At 33.7% G+C, this 18,790-nt stretch carries 13 protein-coding genes; 5 read left to right on the plus strand and 8 right to left on the minus strand.

Translation table 11 applies throughout. From position 1 onward, the window contains the following. Nucleotides 1-204 precede the first annotated feature (204 nt). The 3 genes from SJY43_RS07515 to SJY43_RS07525 are packed head-to-tail and all read left to right on the plus strand — an operon-like array spanning nt 205 to nt 4,483. Entirely contained in the window at nt 205-2,289 is a 2,085-nt protein-coding gene (locus SJY43_RS07515; protein ID WP_396603218.1) for an HAD-IIB family hydrolase, read from the plus strand. Nucleotides 2,290-2,309: 20 nt separating this feature from the next. Beyond that, on the plus strand, nt 2,310-3,587 hold the full coding sequence (locus SJY43_RS07520; protein ID WP_396603219.1) for a glycosyltransferase: 1,278 nt from the start codon (nt 2,310-2,312) through the stop codon (nt 3,585-3,587). A gap of 14 nt (nt 3,588-3,601) precedes the next feature. After that, nucleotides 3,602-4,483: a carbohydrate kinase family protein gene (locus tag SJY43_RS07525; protein WP_396603220.1), complete on the plus strand. Its 882-nt coding sequence runs from the start codon at nt 3,602-3,604 to the stop codon at nt 4,481-4,483. Between the two features lie 5 nt (nt 4,484-4,488). Here the strand turns inward: SJY43_RS07525 and SJY43_RS07530 are convergent, their stop codons facing one another. The 8 genes from SJY43_RS07530 to SJY43_RS07565 form a co-directional block, all read right to left on the minus strand. Further along, nucleotides 4,489-5,064, minus strand: coding sequence for a YdeI family protein (locus SJY43_RS07530; RefSeq protein ID WP_396603397.1), 576 nt, complete (start codon nt 5,062-5,064; stop codon nt 4,489-4,491). 2 nt (nt 5,065-5,066) lie between these two features. Then, entirely contained in the window at nt 5,067-6,713 is a 1,647-nt protein-coding gene (locus SJY43_RS07535; protein WP_396603221.1) for a M1 family metallopeptidase, read from the minus strand. 50 nt (nt 6,714-6,763) lie between these two features. Next, a complete protein-coding gene (locus SJY43_RS07540) occupies nt 6,764-7,234 on the minus strand; it encodes a DUF6265 family protein (protein ID WP_396603222.1) in 471 nt (156 codons plus the stop codon). Nucleotides 7,235-7,337: 103 nt separating this feature from the next. Then, nucleotides 7,338-9,146 carry an acyl-CoA dehydrogenase family protein gene (locus SJY43_RS07545; RefSeq protein ID WP_396603223.1) on the minus strand — a complete coding sequence of 603 codons (1,809 nt, stop codon included), beginning with the start codon at nt 9,144-9,146 and terminating at the stop codon, nt 7,338-7,340. Nucleotides 9,147-9,171: 25 nt separating this feature from the next. Further along, nucleotides 9,172-10,365 (minus strand): acetyl-CoA C-acyltransferase, encoded by a 1,194-nt coding sequence (locus tag SJY43_RS07550; RefSeq protein ID WP_396603224.1) that lies wholly within the window; start codon nt 10,363-10,365, stop codon nt 9,172-9,174. Nucleotides 10,366-10,543: 178 nt separating this feature from the next. Beyond that, nucleotides 10,544-12,952 (minus strand): 3-hydroxyacyl-CoA dehydrogenase/enoyl-CoA hydratase family protein, encoded by a 2,409-nt coding sequence (locus SJY43_RS07555; RefSeq protein ID WP_396603225.1) that lies wholly within the window; start codon nt 12,950-12,952, stop codon nt 10,544-10,546. Nucleotides 12,953-12,958: 6 nt separating this feature from the next. Beyond that, nucleotides 12,959-13,405, minus strand: coding sequence for a MarR family winged helix-turn-helix transcriptional regulator (locus tag SJY43_RS07560; protein ID WP_396603226.1), 447 nt, complete (start codon nt 13,403-13,405; stop codon nt 12,959-12,961). A 119-nt stretch (nt 13,406-13,524) separates the two neighbouring features. Then, nucleotides 13,525-15,297: an AMP-dependent synthetase/ligase gene (locus tag SJY43_RS07565; RefSeq protein WP_396603227.1), complete on the minus strand. Its 1,773-nt coding sequence runs from the start codon at nt 15,295-15,297 to the stop codon at nt 13,525-13,527. A gap of 397 nt (nt 15,298-15,694) precedes the next feature. Between SJY43_RS07565 and pflB the strand changes: the two genes are divergently transcribed. After that, nucleotides 15,695-17,920: a formate C-acetyltransferase gene (pflB, locus tag SJY43_RS07570; protein ID WP_396603228.1), complete on the plus strand. Its 2,226-nt coding sequence runs from the start codon at nt 15,695-15,697 to the stop codon at nt 17,918-17,920. A gap of 129 nt (nt 17,921-18,049) precedes the next feature. After that, nucleotides 18,050-18,778, plus strand: a complete 729-nt coding sequence (gene pflA / locus SJY43_RS07575) for a pyruvate formate-lyase-activating protein (RefSeq protein WP_396603229.1) — start codon at nt 18,050-18,052, stop codon at nt 18,776-18,778. Nucleotides 18,779-18,790: the final 12 nt, after the last annotated feature.

Here is an 18,790-nt window from a genome sequence, read left to right on the forward strand (position 1 = left end):
GCTTTTTAGTTTTATCTTCATTATCAAATGCTCAAAATGGTTTAGCCTATTTTTCATTTTTCTTAAACTACGGCTTACTAATTGTCACAATTAGAATACTAACCCAAATTAGCCATTTTTTCTTGTTTTTACCTCAAAAAACTCTTATTTTCTACCAAAATGAAGTAAAAACCATTAAAAAAGTAGAATATTTATATTTTTTATATGAGCAAAAATAAAGACAATAGTATGCCTGAAATCAACCTCCTTTCTTTTGATATTGATAATACGTTAATGGACTTCCATACCCATAAAAGTAATTTTCGAAAAACATGGAAAAAGTATAAGCCAAAAGATGTTTTTCTAACATACAATACAGGTCGTTTAATTGATGATGTACTAAATTTAATTGATAAAGGGGTGCTTCCAGAGCCAGATTATATCATTTCTGGTGTCGGAACGCATATTTATAATTATAAGGACAAAAAGATTGTTAAAGAATTTAATAATGTACTTGACGATGGATGGGATTTACAAGCTGTTGAAGATTTAATTCAGAAAATAGAACATCCCATAAGCGATCAGCCTACAAAGTTTCAACATGCCTATAAAAGAAGTTATTTTTTCCATAATGCTAGTCCAGAATTAATAGCAAGCGTGGAGCAAGACTTTGAAAATGCTAATATGAGTATTAATGTGGTGTATTCTGGAGGTAAGTTTTTAGATATTCTTCCAAAATTCGCAAATAAAGGTAATGCTTTACAATGGTTAACTAAACAGTTAGGGATAAAAGCAGAAGCCGTTTTAGTAGCTGGAGATAGTGGTAATGATTCAGCCATGTTCGATATGCCAAATGTTAAAGGGATAGTAGTTGCCAATGCACACGAGGAGTTATACCAATACACAAAACACCGACAAGTTTACCATACCGAAAAAGAAAAAAGTGATGGTATTATAGAAGGTTTGGTTTATTATGGCATTTTACCTAATACAGCTAATGATGTATCTAATATCGATCATAAAGACGAGTTTTTTATAAAACAAGAATCAGAAAGTCTGGCTTCTGAAGATTCTGATGAGAAAGTCGCCTTAATTCGAGAAGGCTATGAAAAAGCAGTTTTAGCCTTAAAAAAGAATATAACACCACTTGGGTTTTCAGCATGTTCTATAAAAGACAATGTGGCTCATGGTACCGACGAGAATTACTATAGTGTTTGGGCTAGAGATGGCGCTATAACTGTAATTGGAGCTCTTCCTTTAATTCATAAAGATGAAGAAATTCATAAATGTGCACGTCAAACACTTTTAACCTTGTTTGAACATATTTCTCGTAATGGTCAAATTCCTTCAAATGTGCGTATTAAAGATAATATTCCAGATTATTCAGGGGTAGGCGGTATTTGTTCCATTGATAGTGGTATATGGGTGGTTATTGCGTTTTACGAGTATGTGAACGAAACTAAAGATATTGAGTTTTTAAGAACCCATATTGCAGATATAAAAGAAACTATGCGCTGGTTAGGAGCTCATGATAGTAATAATGATGCCTTATTAGAAATTCCTGAGGCAGGAGATTGGACCGATTTATTCGGAAGAAGTTATAATATTCTTTATGACGAAATTCTTTGGTACCGTGCTAATGTGTGTTTTGGGCGTATGATGGAGATGTTAGGCGATCATGAGGAAGCAGGAGAACATATTAGATGGTCTCAAGTTATTAAAAAAGAAATATTACAAAATTTCTGGCCTTCCACTCAACAACAATTATTTCAATCGGTTTCTTTTGCCGAAAAGCAATTTACACTAGGGGATACGTCCTATTTAATTGCGCAAACAACACCATTCGATTTTAGTTGGCGTTGTGATACCTTAGGTAATATTTTGGCTTTCTTACATGGTACAATCGATTCAGAAAAAGCACATCAAACATTTAAATTTATGTGGGGTGTAGGTGTTAACGATCCTTTCCCTGTTGCCAATGTCTATCCTGTGGTTAGCCCTGGCGATCCAGATTGGAGACCCTATTACACGGTTAATTTATTAAACCTTCCTAACCATTATCACAATGGTGGTATTTGGCCATTTGTTGGTGGTTTTTGGGTGAAGTTTGTAAACAAGTTAGGCTTTAGAGATATAGCAATTGCCGAATTGCATAAACTGGCTTTAATAAATAAAGAAGGTATAAATGTAGAGTGGGAGTTTACCGAATGGGCACATGGAACAACCGGAAAGCCCATGGGTAAAGCTTATCAAGCATGGTCTGCAGCTCAATATATCTCTGCCTGTCATGATTTAAAAATAATTAAATAATAATAACTAAAACGAAAACTATGAAATCAATTTTAATGATCTCTTTACACGGATATGTTGGAGCAAATGCAGAATTAGGTAAACCAGATACAGGGGGGCAAGTAGTATATGTTTTAGAACTTGCCGAGCGTTTTAGCAGATTAGGTAAACGAGTAGATTTAGTAACAAGACAATTTGAAGATCAACCAGAATACGATCATGTAGATGAAAATTATAGCGTGTGGCGTATTCCATTTGGTGGTAAAAAGTTTATCCGAAAAGAAGATATGCACGACCATCTTAAAAAGTTTGTAACTAATACATTGGCAGCTATTAAAAAAGAGCGTAAAAAATACGACGTGGTATATTCGCATTACTGGGATGCTGGTTGGGCAGGACAAAAAATAGCTGAAGAATTGGGCATTTCGCATGTGCATACACCGCACTCATTAGGTTGGTGGAAACAGCATAGCATGGGAAGTGATATGGAAGAAAAAGAAATGGAGAAAACGTACCGTTTTAAAGAGCGGATAAGAAAAGAATATTTCGTGTATCAAATGTGTAATTATGTTATTGCAACAACACTTCCGCAGGTTGATTTATTGACTAAACAATATGATGTATTACCTAAAAATTGCGGCATGATTCCTCCGGGAATTGATGAAAATCGTTTTTTTCCTGTACCATCTAAAGAAAATGATAAAATTCGTGCCAAGTACGATATTCAACCTACAGATATTTTAGCATTAGGTAGAATGGCTCATAATAAAGGTTATGATTTGTTATTTCAAGCCTTACCAACAGTATTTGAATTGGTGCCAGAAGCGCGATTGGTAGCTGCCATTGGAGGTGATCAATCTGATCAAGATAATCAAGGAATAGGAAAACTAAAAAAGCTAGCTGAAGAGTTAGGAATTGCAGATAAAATCTCTTGGAAAAACTATATTGCAGATGAAGATTTGGCAAACGTGTATAGATCGGCTAATATTTTTGTTATGCCTTCTAGATATGAGCCTTTTGGAATGGTTGCCATTGAAGCTATGGCGTGCGGAACTCCTGCTATAATTACGGTTCATGGTGGGTTATGTGATTTAATAGATTTTGGAAATCAAGGTTTGTTTGCAGATCCTCACAGACCAAAAGAATTTGGTGCTATGATGGCTATGCCGCTTTTATATCCTAAATTGAGAAATGAATTATCGGTTGAAGGCGCACGTTTTGCTCGCCGTAATTTTGGTTGGACAGGTATTGCTAAACGTATGTTAGAGGTTTTTAGAAGTTCTATTAATCAGCGTACCATGGAATCTAATATTTATTAATTTTAATAAGTTTTATGTCGAACATAGTTAGCTTTGGTGAAATTCTTTGGGATGTATTTCCTTCTCATAAGAAAATTGGAGGCGCACCCTTAAATGTCGCACTTAGGGCAAAATCATTTAATAATCATGTGTCTATGATTAGCGCCATTGGTAGTGATAATCTTGGTAAAGAATTACTTAGTTATTTAAATGAAAACGAAATTAACACCGACTGTATTCAAGTACTTGATACTTATAAAACAGGTGAAGTTAAGGTTGTTTTAGATGAAAAAGGATCTGCATCATATACGATTGAGTATCCTAGTGCTTGGGATAAAATAGAATTTAATGATGCTTTGATTGATACCGTAAAAGCATCAGATGCTTTAGTGTTTGGAAGTTTAATTACGCGAGATGATACTTCAAAACAAACCCTTTATAAGCTATTGGAATATGCGAGATATAAAATATTCGACCTTAATTTAAGACCTCCTCACTATTCAGAAGACACCTTAGTTTTTTTAATGGAGAAAGCGGATTTTATAAAGTTTAACGATGATGAACTTTATGAAGTTAGTAGGTTTTTAGGTTCAAAATATAATTCCTTAGAACAGAATATTAATTACATCGCAAAAAAAACAAATACGAATCGAATTTGTGTTACCAAGGGTCCACATGGGGCTGTGCTATTGTACGATGGTTTACTGTATTACAATAGTGGTTACCAAATTAAGGTTGTAGATACAGTAGGTGCTGGCGATTCTTTTTTGGGCACATTAATTAGCCAATTAATTAATAATACTAATCCTCAAGAAGCTATAGATTATGCTTGTGCTGTTGGTGCTTTGGTAGCCCAGAGCGAAGGTGCTAATCCTGAAATTTCAACAAGTAAAATTGATGCTTTTATAAACCCTTAATAAAACTATCTGGTGTCACGACTTTTAATATTATTAGCGCATAACTCAATTATTTGTGTTATGCGTTTTTTTATTGTGTCCTCACGCTTGGCTTGATTAACCCAATATAAATAGCTTTTTCTATAACTTGGCGCAAAGTTTTGGTAGTTTTTAAATGCAATTGGATTTTCATTAAATGCTCTTTGTAACTTTTCAGGAATAATACCCTTTTCAACATTATCTAATGCAGTCCAGGATCCATTTTCTTTCCCGATTTCAATAATGTGTAAGCCACTCTTATGCATTAAATTGGATGCAGATAATTCTTTAACGTATCTCTTGTTTAAAGCACTCCAAATACTTTTTTTGTTTCTTTTACAAAAGTATTGACGTCTTTTACCACTACCTAAACTCTTAACAGTAGAATCTATCCAACCATAACACAGCGCTACTTTTACCGCCTCTTCCCATCGCATAGATGGTTCTTTGTTCTCAACTTTGTAAAAAATTAAATAAACACCGTTTTGATTATCATGATTTTCATGTAACCAAGATCGCCATTCGTTATCTGTCTTAAAATATAGTTCGGGTTTATCCAAAATTACTACAATTCTTTTACGTTTATATAAAAGTCTTCATCAACTATAATTGGCATTTTACTAGAAGGTGTTTTTAAAGTTTGCCATTCAGATTTTGGATATATCCATTGTTCATCATTTCCAATTTTTACTTGAATTGGCATATCAAAGCCATCAACACTATTCGTCCAACGGTATTTTAAAGTTCTTTTTTTATGAGAGAACTCTAGAGTTGGTACACGAATATCTCTTAAGTATTGGTTGAAAAATGTAGCTAAATCAATACCTGTTTCTTTACATAGAAAATCTTCAATTTGTTGAGTAGTTACCGTTTGGTGATAAAAGTCCACATTCATTTTTCGTAAAATATTGCGCCATTTTTCATCATCTTCAATAAGTTGTCTAAGGGTATGAAGCATATTGGCGCCTTTATAATACATATCTCCAGAGCCTTCTTTGTTTACGTTGTAAAACCCTATAAGCGGTCTGTCGTTTTGAATGTTTTTTCGAGTTCCTATTACATATTCAGCTGAGGCTTTTTTGCCGAAGTGATAATCTAAATACAAATTTTCAGAATAGGCTGTAAAACCTTCATGAATCCACATATCAGCTACATCTTTGTTAGTGATATTATTTGCGAACCATTCATGTCCCGATTCATGAATAAGAATGAAATCAAATTTTAAACCCCAACCAGTCCCAGATAAATCTCTGCCTAAATAGCCATTTTGATAACCATTTCCATAAGTTACAGAACTTTGGTGCTCCATGCCTAAATAGGGAGCTTCAACAAGTTTAAAGCTATCTTTATAAAAAGGATACTGACCAAACCAATGCTCAAATGCTTCCATCATCATTGGTGCTTGTTTAAATTGCGCTTTAGCTTTATCAAGATTATAACTTAGAACATAATAATCCATATCTAAATTTCCACCTTGTCCATCATAAACTTCAGAAAAATTCACATAATCTCCAATGTTTATATTGACACCATAATTATTTATGGGGTTTTTAACAATCCAATGAAATGTTTTTGTGTCCCCAATGCGCTCTACTAGTCGTAACCTTCCATTTGACACGTTTGTTAATTTGCTAGGTACGTTTACACTAATTTGCATGCTATCAACCTCATCATACATATGGTCTTTGCATGGCCACCAAACACTAGCACCTAAACCTTGGCATGATGATGCAATAAAATGATTGCCATTCTTGTCTTTCTTCCATGAAATACCGCCATCCCAAGGTGCTTTAACGGCTTCCTTTGGATGCCCTTCATAGAATACTTCTAAATTATTTATTTGATCAATTTTTTGATTATCAATTAGCGAGATGAAATGTGCATTTCCATCATGTTTAATTTTTAATTCTTTACCATTTTGAATCGCTTTTAGAAGTTTCATAGGAGATTGTAAATCAATTTGCAAAACAGAATCGCTTTCTAAAACCTTATATTGAATGGTGTTTTTTCCAGATATAAATTTATTATCAGGGTCAACTTTAATATCCAAATGGTAATACGTTAAATCCCACCATGCGCGTTGGGGCGTAATACTTCCTCTAAGTGTGTCTTGCTTTGTGAAATTCGTTTTTTCAGAAAGAAGACTTTGTGCATTTAAAAAAACTAATGGTGTAGTTAAAAAGAGTATAAGTAAAATATAAGTGTTCTTCATCAAATTGTAATTTTTAATAAATTAATTATAAGGTTTCTAAGAGGCTTTTATTATTTGGTATAATTGAATTGAACGGTTTCTATAGAACCATTTTCCTGATGAATATCTACGTAAACATTCATTTTATTATCATTTATTTTTTCAAAAGTCATGCCATCAAAAATAGCTTTGTTAGGTGTAATTTTAATTAGAGGGAAATCTATAGTTTCTTCTTTGGTTTCCCAGCCTTTTAAGTCGTTATTAAAATGTTTTAGTTGAAGTATTAAAGAATTTTCTATTTCTCTGATGATTTCAATTTCATAGAATGAAACTTTCCCGTCATTTATTAATTTGAAAGAGGCCATCATTGAACCTCCCGAAGGTTCGCTCCATATTTCTTCAGTAATTCCACCAAAAGCTTCGCCTTTCCAATGCCCAGAAATCCAAGCAATATTTTCTAGTTTTGGTTCAAGTACTTTATTTTCTTGAGATGTCAATATTGAAGAACTAATTAGAATACAAACAATAACTAAAGTTTTCATATTTATGATTTTCATCTAAAATAATAAAAAAACGCCTCGAAATTTAATTCGAAGCGCTTTTTAGTAATTGAGTTAGTCACTCTATAAATGATACTGATTCAAATTAGAAACAGTATTTGTTTTCTGCTTTAACTTTTTCAGCTATTTCTATACGTAAATCTACAATATCTGGATAATTTGCATATTTTGTAAAACGTTTTAGTCCCATAAGCATCATACGTTGCTCATCGCCTTCGGCAAAAGAAATAATACTTTCTTTTCCTTTTTCTTCAACAATATCTACAGCATGATATAAATATAATTTTGCCATAGCTATTTGTGCAGATTGCTCTTTTTCACTAGTACGCTTAACATTCTTCTCTGTTCTTAAAATTGCCGATTCTGCCATATAGATTTCAATTAAGATATCTGCAGCGGCAATTAGTAATTGTTGATGATCTTCAAGGTTTTGTCCATATTTTTGAACTGCTCCACCAGCAACCATTAAGAAGGTTTTTTTTAACTTCTGAATCATTACTTTTTCTTCTGAAAATAATTCAGAATAATCTGGCGTATCAAAAGATGGTATGCCCATTAATTCTTCTTGTACTGCTTGCGCAGGGCCCAATAAATCAACATGACCTTTCATTGCTTTTTTAACCAACATGCCAACGGTTAACATGCGGTTTATTTCGTTTGTACCTTCGTAAATACGAGCAATTCGAGCATCTCTCCAAGCAGCTTCCATAGGCGTTTCTTCAGAGAATCCCATACCACCAAAAATTTGGATACCTTCATCTGCCGCGTTCTGTACATCTTCTGATACTGCTACTTTTAAGATAGAACATTCGATAGCATACTCTTCAACACCTTTAAGTTCTGCTTCTTGGTGTGTGTTTCCTGCAGCTTCACGCAAGGCAATTCTATCTTCAATGTTTTTTGCAGCTCTATATGTTGCAGACTCACCAGCATAAGCACTAGCAGCCATTTCGGCTAATTTAGTTTTTATTGCTCCAAAATCTGAAATACGTGTTTTAAATTGTTTACGCTCGTTAGCATAATTTACTGCAGTACTTAATATTCTTCGTTGAGAATCTAAACAAGCTGCAGCTAATTTGATACGACCTACATTTAAAGCATTCATGGCAATTTTAAATCCTTCACCACGACCCGCTAACATATTATTAGCCGGGACAACTGTGTCATTAAAAAACACTTGTCGGGTAGAAGACGCACGAATACCTAATTTGTGTTCTTCTTCGCCTAAAACAATACCGTTAGGGTTCTCTCCATCATATTCTACAATAAAACCAGTAATGTTTTTATCATCTTCAATACGTGCAAAAACAATCATCACGCTACAGAATCCTGCATTTGAGATCCACATTTTTTGACCGTTAATTTTATATGACTTTCCATCTGCGGATAATTCTGCAGTAGTTTTACCAGAATTGGCATCAGATCCTGCTCCAGGTTCAGTTAAACAGTAAGCTCCAAACCATTCTCCAGAAGCTAATTTAGGCACGTATTTTTGTTTTTGTTCTTCTGTACCATACAATGTAATTGGCATAGTACCAATTCCTGTATGCGCACCAAACGCAGTACTAAAAGACCCGGTTCCAGAAGAAATGTAGTCACATGTTAAAACTGTGGATACAAACCCCATTCCCATGCCTCCATAGGCTTCGGGAACTGCAACACTTAAAAAACCCATATCGCCAGCTTTGCGCATAACATCTTCTGTTAGTGCATAATCTTTAGCTTCAAAACGAGGTTTATTAGGTATGATTTCTCGATCATTGAATTCCATGACTGAATCTTTCATCATTTGCTGTTCTTCTGAAAAATCTTCAGGAGTAAACACATCATCACAATTTGTTTCTTTAACTAAGAATTGACCTCCACGAAGGATATCTTTTTCTAAATCTGCCATTTTATAGTATTGTATTAAGTTTTGTTTAGTTTAAAAATTCGAATATGCCACAAGCACCTTGACCTGTACCTACACACATGGTTACTGCACCATATTTACCTTTCATATCACGTTTACGCATTTCATCAAAAAGTTGTACAGATAATTTAGCTCCTGTACATCCTAATGGGTGCCCAAGAGCAATTGCGCCACCATTAACGTTAATGATATCTGGGTTTAAATCTAATTCACGAATTACTGCTAGAGATTGTGATGCAAAGGCTTCATTCAATTCGATTAATGATAAATCATCTTGTTTTAAACCGGCTTGTTTTAATGCTTTTGGAATGGCTTTTACAGGTCCAATCCCCATAATTCTTGGTTCTACACCAGCTGCCGCATAATTTACCATTCTTGCGATTGGCTCTAAACCAAGCTCTTTAACCATATCTTCACTCATAACCATAACAAAGGCAGCACCGTCACTCATTTGCGATGAGTTTCCAGCCGTAACACTTCCGCCTGCGGCAAATACCGCTCTTAGTTTTGCTAAAGCTGCTTTGTTGGTTCCTTTTCTTGGGCCTTCATCTTTAGTTACAGTATATTTTTTAGTTGCTTTCTTTCCGTTAGTATCTATATAGGTTTGTTCTACTTCTATTGGTACAATCTGATCCTGAAAACGATTTTCAGCCTGTGCTTTTAAAGCTTTCATATGAGAATTAAAAGCAAATTCATCTTGATCCTCACGAGATACTTTAAACTGGTTTGCAACTGCTTCAGCCGTATTTCCCATGCCCCAATAATAATCTTCATGACCAGCTTTTACAATGGCATCATAATTTAATTCTGGTTTAAAACCTGTCATTGGTACGCTACTCATGCTTTCTGCTCCACCTGCAATAATACAATCTGCCATTCCAGCTTGAATTTTTGCTGTTGCCATTCCAATAGTTTCTACACCAGACGAACAAAAACGGTTAACCGTTACTCCCGGAACATCAACAACGTCTAATCCCATTAACGAAATTAAGCGTGCCATATTAAGTCCTTGAGCACCTTCTGGCATGGCATTTCCAACAATAACATCGTCAATACGCTTTGGGTCTAAACCGGGCAATTCCTTCATCATATATTTGATGGTTTCTGCCGCCAATTCATCGGTTCTTTTAAAACGAAACACGCCTTTTGGTGCTTTACCAACGGCTGTTCTATATGCTTTTACTATATATGCTGTTTTCATATTAGCCCCCTAGCCCCCAAATGGGGGAACTCCTATTAGGGGTAAATAGGTTTTTAATTCTCTAATTCCTGAAAAGAAATAGGGATGCGGTTATTGTTTATTTTTTTCCTTCTTTTAAACGTCATAAATTTCAAATTGCCATTTTCTAGTTCCCCCGTTTGGGGGTTAGGGGGCTTCTCTAATTTCTTAATGGTTTACCTTTGGTTAACATGTGCTGAATACGTTCTAAAGTTTTACGCTCTGTGCATAAACTTAAGAAAGCTTCACGCTCTAAGTCTAATAAGTACTGCTCGCTAACTAATGTTGGTTCAGATAAATCTCCACCTGCCATAACATAGGCTAGTTTGTTGGCAATTTTCTTGTCATGCTCACTTATGTAATGACTAGCTTCCATAGAATCGGTACCAACCAAGAACATACTTAAAGCTTGTTTTCCTAGAACTTTTACATCGGTACGTTTAACGGGTTGTGTATATCCTATATCCGCCATTAGTTTTGCATGTTGTTTTGCAACAGCAATTTGTCTGTCTTTATTAACAACTACAATATCTTTTCCTTTTTGAAGTACACCTAAATCGAAAGCCTCATAAGCTGAGGTTGATACTTTCGCCATACCAATAGTCAAGAAATATTCTTGTAAAGTATTTAATTGAACATCACCTTTTCTAAAAGTATCTGAAGCTCTTAAAGCCATTTCTTTAGATCCTGCTCCACCTGGAATTACACCAACTCCAAACTCTACAAGTCCCATATAAGTTTCGGCAGCGGCAACCACTTTATCGGCATGCATGGATAATTCGCAAGCACCACCTAAAGACATGCCGTGCGGGGCAGAAATTGTTGGTATAGACGAATAACGCATACGCATCATGGTATCTTGAAAATATTTAATGGCGCCATTAAGTTCATCATATTCCTGTTCTGCAGCCATCATAAAAATCATACCAATATTGGCACCAACCGAGAAGTTGGCTCCTTGATTACCAACTACTAATCCTGCGAAATCTTTTTCTGCGATATCAATAGCTTTATTTAGACCGGCAAGTACATCCCCACCAATAGTGTTCATTTTAGATTGAAACTCGACATTTAATATTCCGTCTCCTAAATCTTCAACAACAATACCAGAATTTTTAAATACTTCGTTAGATTTTCTAATGTTATCTAAGATGATGAAACTGTCTTGTCCTGGAATTTTTTCTTGTGATTTCTTAGGAATATCATACGCATATGATGCACCTTCTTTTACAGTATAAAAAGAAGAACTTCCAGAAGTTAGCATCTCGTTTACCCAAGCATTAGGTTCTAAACCTTCAGCTTTCATGATTTCTATTCCTTTTTCAACACCAATAGCATCCCAGATTTGGAAAGGTCCATGTTCCCAACCAAAACCAGCTTTCATGGCATCATCAATTTTGTATAAATCGTTTGTTATTTCAGGTATTCTATTTGAAACATATGCGAATAATGCAGCAAAGCTTTTACGGTAGAATTCTCCTGCTTTATCTTTTCCTTTTACTAATACTTTAAAACGATCGACAACTTTATCGATAGATTTTGTTAATTCTAAAGTGGCAAATTTTGCACGTTTAGCAGAACGATATTCTAAAGTGTTCAGGTCTAGCGTTAAAATTTCTTTTTTACCATCAGCTGACACTTGTTTTTTATAAAACCCTTGTCCTGTTTTGCTTCCTAACCATTTATTTTCCATCATAGTGTTGATGAAATCTGGTAATTCAAATAACTCCAAACGTTCATCATTTGGGCAGTTTTCTTTAATACCGTTTGCTACATGAACCAAAGTATCTAGACCTACAACATCAACAGTTCTAAAAGTAGCCGATTTTGGACGACCAATAACCGGTCCGGATAATTTATCAACTTCTTCAACTGTTAAATCTAAATCTTTAACCGTGTGAAATAAACTTTGAATACTAAAAATTCCTATTCGGTTTCCAATAAAAGCAGGTGTGTCTTTAGCAATTACAGAAGTTTTTCCAAGGAATTGTTCGCCATAACCATTTAAAAAGTCTAGAACAGAAGCATCTGTTTTTGGCCCAGGTATGATTTCGAATAATTTTAAGTAACGTGCAGGGTTAAAAAAGTGGGTTCCACAGAAATGCTTTTGGAAATCTTCACTTCGTCCTTCGCTCATAAACTTAATAGGAATCCCAGAGGTATTACTTGTAATTACAGTTCCTGGAGTTCTATGCTTTTCAAGATTTTCAAAAACTTGTTGTTTAATGTCTAAACGTTCAACAACAACTTCCATAATCCAATCAACATCTTTTACTTTAGCGATGTCGTCTTCAAGGTTTCCAGTAGTAATTCTTTTTGCAAAACTTTGATGATAAATAGGCGAGGGCTTAGATTTTAAAGATGCTGTTAATGCATCGTTTACCAGTCTATTTCTAACCGCTTTATCTTCTAAAGTTAAGCCTCTAGCTTTCTCTTTATCGTTTAGTTCTCTTGGAATAATATCTAATAATAGTACATCTACACCAATATTAGCAAAATGACATGCAATGCCACTTCCCATAATTCCAGAGCCAATAATGGCTATCTTTTTAATTCTTCGTTTGCTCATTTTATTTTAACTATCAGATTGATTGTATATTTTTTTATTACAAACCATATCGTTAATAACTTCAGCTACTTCATAGAAATGCATTAATTTTTCCTCTGAAATATTATTTTTAATGGCTTCGTTAAATAACAATACTTTTTCTTTTGAGTATTCTCTTTTTTCAATACCAAAATCGGTAAGACTTATAATAACACCTCTCCCGTCATTAGGATTTGGTTTTCGTGTTATTAATCCTTTCTTTTCCATGGTTTTTAAAGTTCTAGATAAACTAGTGGCTTCCATTCCCATTTTTGGTCCTAAAGCTGTCGAGGGTGTTCCCTTTTCTGGATCAATGCTTAATAGAGTAAAACCAGTTGCCATGGTGCTTCCGAATTTTGAAGCTTCTTCATTATACATTTTTTGAACCGTTAACCATGTGGTTCTTAGCATGTAATCAATGGTTTTGTCTTTCATATATTTTGATTGTTGATTTCAAATATATGAAAATATATTATGCATGCATAATATATTAGATAAAAAATACTAAGTGTTGTACTTATATTAAAGAGTAGACGGGGTTTTCTTGAATTTATTTAAGGTCTGTAAATTTTTTCAATTAATTCAAGATACTTGTTTTTAATAACATCTCTTTTCATTTTCATAGTAGGAGTAAGATGTCCATCGTCTATAGACCAAACGTCGGGAGTTAACTCAAAACGTTTAATTTGTTCCCATTTTCCAAATTTTTCATTGCATTTATCTATCTCTTTCTGGATTCTTTCATGAATAATTTCCGAATTAGAAATAGCTTCAGGAGTATTGTCTACAGGAAGTTTTTTGTGTTCAATCCAATCTCCAATAAATTCAAAATTTGGTTGTATTAATGCTGCAGGCATTTTTTCGCTTTCTCCAATAACCATAATCTGCTCTATAAACCTTGATTGTTTAAGGTCATTTTCTAGAAGAGTAGGGATAATGTATTTTCCACCAGAGGTTTTAAACATTTCTTTTTTTCGACCTGTAATTTTTATAAAGCCATCCGAATCAATTTCACCTTTATCACCAGTATGAAAATAATCGCCAGTCATTACACTAGCTGTTTTTTCTGGATCTTTATAATAACCCATCATTACATTAGGGCCTTTGATTAATATTTCACCATCTTCAGCAATTTTAACTTCAACATTATTTATAGGGATACCTACAGAGCCAACTTTAAACATGTTATTTTTATATTTGCCAACAGATACTACTGGAGAAGTTTCTGTCAAACCATAACCTTCCATTATTTGCATGCCAGCAGCAGAAAATATTCTTGTTAAACGAGGTTGTAGAGCTGCACTACCAGAAACCATGGTGTGTAATTCTCCGCCAAGACCTTCTCTCCACTTACTAAAAATAAGTTTGTTTGCAATACCTAACTTAAACTCATACCAAGCGCCATTTTTTTTGTAAGGTTCCCATATTTCTCCTAAACCAACGGCCCAATAAAACAATGCTTTTTTTATGCCACTTAGTTCTTCAGCTTTGGCCATAATTTTATCATACACTTTTTCTAGAAGCCTAGGTACAACGCTCATCATGTGCGGTTTTATGTCTTTTGCGTTTTCTCCAATCTTATCAATAGCTTCAGCATAATAAATAGATGCTCCAGCGTGTTGGTAAACGTAAATTAGAACCCGTTCAAAAACATGACAAAGCGGTAAAAAACTTAAAACCTTATTTTGACCTCCTTTTAACGGTACTCTAGGTGCACTAGCTAATACATTACTAGTTAGGTTCCAATGAGAAAGCATTACTCCTTTAGGTTTGCCTGTAGTTCCCGAAGTGTAAATAATGGTTGCTAAATCTAATGGTTTAACTTCTTTTTTTCTGGATTCAACTTCGTTTTGATTTGAAGTGTCTTTCCCAAGTTCTAATAATTCAGAATAATGTTTGCACTCCGTTATTTGATCAAAAGAAAAGACGTCTTTTAAACCTGTATTCTTTTTTACCTTATTTACTTTATCTAAAACTTCTTGATCTGAAACAAAACAATAAATGGACTCACTATGATTCAAAACATATTCATAATCTTCAGCACAAATGGTTGGGTAAATTGGGATGTTTTGAGCACCAATTTGCAGTATTCCAATGTCCATAATATTCCATTCCGTTCTATTTGTTGTAGATATTATAGCAATTTTGTCATCTTTTTTAACACCTAGTTTTAATAATGCTCTACTTATTGCGTTAGCTTTATCAATATATTCTTGCGTTGAAGTTTTAACCCATTCTCCATTTTGCTTAGTTACTAAAGCAGCATCATTAGGTTTGTTTTCTAATTGATAATAAGGAAAATCAAATAGTCTTGTAATCTCTTTCATAGGGTAACTTTAATATCCAACGATGCAAAATAGGAAAATTAAAAGGATTTACAAATAATATGCATTCATGATATCTTACTTAAATCCTAAAATGAATACTAAAAAAAACAGAATATGACAATTATTTTTAGGAAAAAGTGATAAAAATTACGGTTTTATCATTGGTTTTGTAATAAAAACCCGTTTTCTTTATGTTATATTAAGTATTTGGAATAAAAGTTTGAAAAATTGTTATTTTTAGTATGCAACTCAAACGTTTTAGTTAATAAAAACTATTGAAAATCTTTGGTATTCATGGATTTGATGACTTTTGTCAGGTTTATTATTGATTTTCGAATATACTTTTGTCCTCATAAAACACATGATTTTTTTATCAAAATATTAATAAAACAAAACAATGGAAGTAAAACAATTTAAAACTGGAGTTTGGACTGAAAAGGTCAATGTTAGAGATTTTGTAATAAATAACATTACGCCATATCATGGAAATCAAGATTTTTTAGTTGGCCCAAGTGCTAAAACTGAAAAACTATGGGACGTTTGTAAAGCGGCTACCCAAGAAGAAAGACAAAATAATGGAGTACGTTCTGTAGATACAGAAACCATTTCAACAGTTAGCTCGTTTGCTGCTGGTTATATAGATAAAGAAAATGAAGTAATTGTTGGTTTACAAACTGATGAGTTATTAAAAAGAGCTATGAAACCTTTTGGAGGTTTTAAAGTGGTTCAAAAAGCATTAGCAGAACAAGGTGTAAAACCTAATGATGCATTAACTGAATTGTTTTCTAAGTATGTAAAGACCCATAATGATGGTGTTTTTGATGTATATAATGCTGAAATTAGAAAATTCCGTTCTTTAGGGTTTTTAACAGGTTTACCTGATAACTATGCTAGAGGAAGAATAATTGGTGATTACCGTCGTATAGCACTTTACGGAATTGATTTCTTAATAGAAGAAAAGAAAAAAGATTTAGCAAATATTGCTGGACCTATGACTGAAGCTGTAATACGTTTACGTGAAGAAGTTTCAGAGCAAATTAGAGCTTTAGTAGATATTATTGCTTTAGGTAATAACTATAATTTAGAGTTAGGACGTCCTGCTGAAACAGCTAAAGAAGCTGTGCAATGGACATACATGGGCTATTTAGCTGCAGTAAAAGAGCAGGATGGTGCAGCTATGTCTTTAGGGAATACGTCTACATTCTTAGATATTTATATTGAGAATGATTTAAAAGCAGGTCTTATTACTGAACAAGAAGCTCAAGAATTCATCGATCAGTTTGTAATGAAATTAAGAATGGTACGTCATTTAAGAATGAGTGCTTATGATGAAATATTTGCAGGAGATCCAACTTGGGTTACTGAAGCTATAGGTGGTATGTTTGACGATGGAAGAACTAAGGTTACTAAAACATCTTTCCGTTTCTTAAACACATTATACAATTTAGGACCATCACCAGAACCTAATATGACTGTTCTATGGTCTGAACAATTACCAGAGAATTTCAAAAATTACTGTTCTAAAGTTGCTATTGATACATCTTCAATTCAGTTTGAAAACGATAATATGATGAGAGCACAACGTGGTTCTGATGATTATGGAATTGCTTGTTGCGTGTCTTACCAAGATTTAGGTAAATCTATTCAGTTCTTTGGAGCACGAACTAATTTAGCTAAAACATTATTATTAGCTGTTAATGGTGGGCGTTGTGAGAATACAGGAAAACAAATGGTTGAAGGTATTGAGCAATATGAAGGTGAATATTTAGACTTCGATAAAGTTATGGCTAACTTTAAAATAGCTATGAAAGAAGTTGCCAGAGTTTATAATGATTCTATGAACATTATTCACTACATGCACGATAAATACTATTATGAAAAAGCTCAAATGGCTTTAATTGATACAAACCCAAGCATAAATATTGCTTACGGTATTGCAGGTTTATCAATCGTAGCCGATTCTTTATCAGCTATTAAATATGCTAAAGTAAAACCAGTTAGAAATGAAGAGGGTTTAACTGTAGATTTTGAAATTGAAGGTGAATTTCCATGTTTTGGTAATGATGATGATCGTGTAGATGATTTAGCAGCAAACGCTGTTGCAGATTTTAATGATGAATTGAAAAAATTACCAGTATATAAAAATGCAGAACCAACAATGTCTGTATTAACAATTACATCAAACGTATCTTACGGTAAGAAAACGGGAGCAACTCCAGATGGTAGAGCAAAAGGAATTCCATTTGCGCCAGGAGCAAACCCAATGCACGGACGTGACTGTAATGGAGCAATTTCTTCTTTAAATTCTGTAGCTAAAATTGATTATAAAGATTCATTAGATGGTATTTCAAATACGTTCTCAATTGTACCAAAATCATTAGGTGCTGGAGATGCGGAAAGAATTGAGAATTTAACGTCTATTATAGATGGTTATTTTATAAACAAGGCTCAGCATTTAAATGTAAATGTACTTGATAGAGAGATGTTACTAGATGCTATGGAGCACCCAGAAGAATATCCTCAATTAACAATACGTGTATCTGGTTACGCTGTTAATTTTGTTAGATTAACAAAAGAACAGCAAATGGAAGTGATTACACGTTCTTTCCACGAATCCATGTAGTTTTATTAATATTTATTTTGTAAGCATCTGAAAAAATGAAGTTTAAAAGCTTCTTTTTTCAGATGTTATTTTATAGCTATATTGTACGCATCCTAAAAACATAAAATTATCCAATCAAAAGAAAATATATTGAGAGTTCATTCTATAGAATCTTTCGGAACACATGATGGTCCGGGAATTAGAATGGTTATTTTTTTACAAGGCTGTAAACTAAAATGTTTGTATTGCCATAACCCTGATACTATCGATACTCATGGTGGTAAAGAATATCACATTGAAGAGTTAGTAAAAATGGCTGTAAAACAGAAAGCTTACTTTGGTAAAAGAGGTGGTGTTACAGTTTCTGGAGGTGAACCTTTATTACAATCAAAAGAGTTAGTGCCTTTCTTCAAAAGATTAAAAGAAGAAGGTATTAATACTAATATTGATACTAACGGTCGTGTCCTTAATCATTTTACTGTAGAACTATTAGATGAGTATGCCGACTTAGTAATGCTTGATATTAAGCACATGACAGAAGAAGGTTATGAAGCATTAACAGGCCAACGTAATAAAGAAACAACATTCACATTTGCAAAACATAGAGAAGCCTCAGGAAAAAAAATGTGGCTACGTTATGTGTTGATTCCAGAAATTACAAATAAACCAGAGTTGCTTCATCAAATGGGCGAGTATTTTAAAGATTACAAAACCATTGAAAAGATAGAAATTCAACCTTATCACAAACTAGGAATTCATAAATGGGAATCATTAGGATGGGAATATCAATTAAAAGATGCACGAGAGAATACAACTGAGGAAATTGAAACAGCAGTAGAAATATTGCAAAATTATTTTAAAGAAGTAAAAGTAAATTAATGAGGTTTGCCA

Origin of the sequence: Algibacter sp. R77976 (assembly GCF_044594645.1) — a bacterium.
Taxonomy (GTDB): domain Bacteria; phylum Bacteroidota; class Bacteroidia; order Flavobacteriales; family Flavobacteriaceae; genus Algibacter_B.

What these genes read in the sequence shown, in the direction of transcription:
- SJY43_RS07525 (WP_396603220.1), top strand. Translation starts at nt 3,602, where the DNA reads ATGTCGAACATAGTTAGCTTTGGTGAAATTCTTTGGGATGTATTTCCT.
- SJY43_RS07555 (WP_396603225.1), bottom strand. Translation starts at nt 12,952, where the DNA reads ATGAGCAAACGAAGAATTAAAAAGATAGCCATTATTGGCTCTGGAATT.
- SJY43_RS07540 (WP_396603222.1), bottom strand. Translation starts at nt 7,234, where the DNA reads ATGAAAACTTTAGTTATTGTTTGTATTCTAATTAGTTCTTCAATATTG.
- SJY43_RS07520 (WP_396603219.1), top strand. Translation starts at nt 2,310, where the DNA reads ATGAAATCAATTTTAATGATCTCTTTACACGGATATGTTGGAGCAAAT.
- SJY43_RS07565 (WP_396603227.1), bottom strand. Translation starts at nt 15,297, where the DNA reads ATGAAAGAGATTACAAGACTATTTGATTTTCCTTATTATCAATTAGAA.
- pflB (WP_396603228.1), top strand. Translation starts at nt 15,695, where the DNA reads ATGGAAGTAAAACAATTTAAAACTGGAGTTTGGACTGAAAAGGTCAAT.
- SJY43_RS07535 (WP_396603221.1), bottom strand. Translation starts at nt 6,713, where the DNA reads ATGAAGAACACTTATATTTTACTTATACTCTTTTTAACTACACCATTA.
- SJY43_RS07515 (WP_396603218.1), top strand. Translation starts at nt 205, where the DNA reads ATGAGCAAAAATAAAGACAATAGTATGCCTGAAATCAACCTCCTTTCT.
- SJY43_RS07560 (WP_396603226.1), bottom strand. Translation starts at nt 13,405, where the DNA reads ATGAAAGACAAAACCATTGATTACATGCTAAGAACCACATGGTTAACG.
- SJY43_RS07545 (WP_396603223.1), bottom strand. Translation starts at nt 9,146, where the DNA reads ATGGCAGATTTAGAAAAAGATATCCTTCGTGGAGGTCAATTCTTAGTT.
- SJY43_RS07550 (WP_396603224.1), bottom strand. Translation starts at nt 10,365, where the DNA reads ATGAAAACAGCATATATAGTAAAAGCATATAGAACAGCCGTTGGTAAA.